The 3572-nt window shown below is 44.3% G+C and carries 5 protein-coding genes; 2 read left to right on the top strand and 3 right to left on the bottom strand.

Annotation, left to right across the window (positions count from 1 at the left end):
- Positions 1-161: 161 nt before the first annotated feature.
- Positions 162-836 carry a hypothetical protein gene (locus tag RMO52_RS10095; RefSeq protein ID WP_310413575.1) on the top strand — a complete coding sequence of 225 codons (675 nt, stop codon included), beginning with the start codon at positions 162-164 and terminating at the stop codon, positions 834-836.
- Positions 837-875: 39 nt separating this feature from the next.
- Here RMO52_RS10095 and RMO52_RS10090 read toward each other — a convergent pair whose 3' ends face one another.
- Complete coding sequence (locus RMO52_RS10090) at positions 876-2474, bottom strand: type II CAAX endopeptidase family protein (RefSeq protein WP_310413572.1); 1599 nt, start codon at positions 2472-2474, stop codon at positions 876-878.
- Between the two features lie 40 nt (positions 2475-2514).
- Between RMO52_RS10090 and RMO52_RS10085 the strand changes: the two genes are divergently transcribed.
- Entirely contained in the window at positions 2515-2694 is a 180-nt protein-coding gene (locus tag RMO52_RS10085; protein WP_309741291.1) for a hypothetical protein, read from the top strand.
- A 139-nt stretch (positions 2695-2833) separates the two neighbouring features.
- On the opposite strand, the gene RMO52_RS10080 is transcribed toward RMO52_RS10085, so the two are convergent.
- A complete protein-coding gene (locus RMO52_RS10080; protein ID WP_310413569.1) occupies positions 2834-3157 on the bottom strand; it encodes a hypothetical protein in 324 nt (107 codons plus the stop codon).
- A gap of 104 nt (positions 3158-3261) precedes the next feature.
- Positions 3262-3572, bottom strand: a 311-nt coding sequence (locus RMO52_RS10075) for an ABC transporter permease (protein ID WP_310413566.1), incomplete at its 5' end; no start/stop codon positions are given.

Raw genomic sequence — 3572 nt, 5'->3', positions numbered from 1 at the left:
CAGGACTAATCCAGTCTAAGGTCATTGTCTATAATTATTAATGCAGTTCAATCTGTTGACATCCTTCGGCTCGCGGTATGAGGCAACAGTTACGCTTTGTCTCATCCGGCTACTGGATCGGTGATGAGTAGTCTCTCCAGTCGAGAAGTTGCTCGAAGTGCGTGTATCTAGAATATCAGGTTCAGCAGAAACTTTATAGCACCCGATCTCCGGTTTCCAGTCTGGATCGCGGATCGTTAACAGATCGGGCAACTTTATTGCCATTCGATCGTCTTGTCTCTATATCTCAGCTCACCGCTCACTCTAACAGTACCATGCCTAAGTTTTCAATCTTTATTCTAATCGGCATTGGCACGATCGCCGCGACATTTTTTGTGCCTCAATTTCCCGGAGCTGCTAGGGCACGCAAACTCAAAGCTTGCGTCGATCCGCTACCAATCGCTAAACGGGTTTCACTCACGCTCAAGGCTGACAAAAAAGAGATTGAAAACAATAGAACTGTCTTCCGACCGATTGCCGAAAAAGCGACTGTGAAGCCTGGAGATATTATTAAATACACCGTAGTTGCTAAAAATAATAGTCGTTGCCCACTCAAGAATTTAATTCTCAAGCAACCGATTCCTAGGGGAACTAATTATGTTAAAGATTCTGCTAGGTCGCTCGAGGGTGCCGAACTATTATTTAGTATCGATGGGGGCAAAACTTTCGTTGCTCAGCCGAAAATCGGCACCCAACCAGCGCCCACGACCGCTTATAATTATCTACGCTGGCGGTTTAGCGGTCTGATGATGACTAATGCTCAAGTGCAGACTACTTATAAGCTTCAGGTGAAGTAGGGGTTCAATAATTAATAATTAATAATTATTAATTATTAATTAATTCCCGCTACCTAAGATAAATAAACTTGCCAACGTGGTACTGTTCCAGAGGCTATGTAATAACATCGGTGCCAAGAGATTGCGCGTGCGAACGTAGACGATACCTAAGATAATCCCTAAAGTAGTTAAGGGCAAAATTTCCGATAGGCTCAAATGGGCAACTCCAAACACTAATCCACTAATCGCGATCGCACCCCATACTGGTACATAGCGAGTCAATGAGGGCAGTAGAAATCCGCGAAACAGGAATTCTTCAAATAAGGGTGCTGCGACTGCCGCAGTGACAAAGAATAGGACTAAGGCAGTCGAATCTCTATCTTCAAGGACGATTTGGAGTAAGGGGTTACTACCGCCCTGTCCGTGCCAAATTTTATCATTAATTAATGACACTACGATCACGATCGGCGTGGCAATTAAATAACCACCAATGCCCCACAGTAACCAATTAGATCGCCAATTAAATTTAAACCAATCTGGTGGCAGGGGCATATAACTTTTAATCGACAGAAACAATACGCCGATGCCCAAACTTGCCATCAACACATAACTACTGAAGACATATAATCCTTGTCCTCGCGTCGTCAAGGTGGCGGGTTCGACTAAGATACTAAAGATTGCAGGTAGTAAAAATTGACCGACAAAGAAGAAGCCGACGACAAATACTTGCCAAACAATTTCCCAGTCCCAAGGTGTTTGCCACGGGTTCAGATTTGCGAGTAAGATTTCTGGTACAGATCGCTCTTTGCGCTGTTGGATCGCGATAATAATCAGCCTGACTATAAAAAATACCAACAAAAACACACCGCTCACGCCCAAGAGAACGCGAGGAATAGTAATCAATGCTAGCTTGATGAGGGCATTCTTAGCTTTAAGTTGTTCGGCGATCGCCAGCTTGTCTAACTCAGGACGATCGTCTAAATCTGTGTATACTTGAGTCAAAATCCGATCGCGAAACCAGCCGTCAAAATTAGTGGTAATTTCTGCTTTAATTTGCGGTAAGGTATGTCGATCGATACTGGCTGATTTTTGCCAAATTCCGATTAGTGATGCGGCGACATTTTTAGATGTCGATCGAGAGGCGTCGGTAATAACTTTATGCCAAGTGACAATCGCTTGTTCTGGCTGTTTATTCGCGGCTTGTAAAATACCAATGCGGAGATCGATTCGCTCGATTTCTAGCTGCGCTGCGGCAATTGTTTTATTAATTAAATTAGTTTGAAGTGCCAGCGATTCTTTGGTGTTGGCATTGCTCTCTGCCGAACCTAAACCTGCTAAACTTGTTTTAAGTTTCTCGATCGCGAGGACATCGCTCGATCGAGCATTTTGATACTGTTGAGTGGCAGATTTGAGGATATCCGTACCGACGATCGATGTCTGCAATGCCCCCAATCCTTCGAGATCTTCAGTCGGTTTCCATTCCGAGGCGACGAGTACGAGATTGGTTTGATACAGCTCGAATTTGCCTTGGATCTGGGGTCGATCGAATGTACCCACTAGCGAGGAAATTAGCTTGAGCAGGATAAAGGCGGTCAACACGCTCAGCAAAATGCGGCGTAATGATTGAAAAGATATCAGATTTGGGCGATCGAGACTCATTAAAATGCTAATTTAAAGTTTATCATCAGATCGTTATTATATGACTTTAACTCAGAAGTTTGCTTATCTATTTAGCATTAGTCTCGGACTGAGTATTTTATTGTACTTACTACGCGGTTTTGGAATTTTTACTTTTTTGCCGGGAGGCATACTGCTGGCGCTAATCTTCCTCACGATCGCTACTTTTTTCTCCTACACTATTCTCATCACCAAAAGATGATCGGGCGAACAGCTCGGTGCTAGATTCGGTCTAGTTAAGATCGACGACAGATCGAGAGAATTATTACCTCTTACCTACCCTATCGATCGCGTCAAACAAAATAGTGGATATTCACGGCTGAATTATCCACTATCAATAATTATCTGGATTTAATGGTTGTTGCTGGTGCAGTTTTTTTGTTGCGCTCGCGCAATAAACGCAACCGTTCGGTGCGAAAATCTTCGGTAGCGGAGTTAATTTGGTCGCTTTGTTCGGCCCCATAATTAGGATTACTTCTGCCATTAAGTTGAGCTTGGTTGATGATATTCAGCAAGCCAGAAGTATCGCCGCCAGATGCTCGACTGAAGGGGTCGCGATTGTCGCTACTTCCACCAAAAGTATTATTTTGTGCGGCGGCGATCGTCGGGGCGAGGGTCACAGATAGACCTAAGAGTAGACAGATGGGAGTGAGGAGTAATTTCATATTTAAGTCAAAGATTTGGAGTGTAATTGTGTGGAAAATTCGGACACTGCTAGCGGCATTTGCTATTAACTAAGATGCCAAACCAGGCTAAATAGTTCCTCAGATTAGGCTAAACGCCGTTTTAACAGGGGTTGAATGACAGTTAGGGTAAATCCAGCAAAACCAACTAAAATCGCGAGGGAGGTGCCAAATGAAACGTCTCCCCAGGGTGCTTGCAAGACGATACTACTCAGATCCCACTGCGCGTGATTGTAGAGGTAGCGAATCGGCTCGATCGCGTATGTCAGCGGATTGAGCGCAGCCACCCATTGCAACCATTGGGGCATAAATGACAGGGGTGCTAGTGCCGTACTGGCAAATAACAGCGGTAAGTTGACGACAAAAATTACGGCAATCAGTTCGATATGTCCGGGTA

This window comes from Chamaesiphon sp. OTE_8_metabat_110 (genome assembly GCF_031382685.1).
Lineage (GTDB): Bacteria > Cyanobacteriota > Cyanobacteriia > Cyanobacteriales > Chamaesiphonaceae > Chamaesiphon.
The sequence above is the reverse complement of the archived record's forward strand: the minus strand, read 5'-3'. Positions and strand labels throughout refer to the sequence as shown.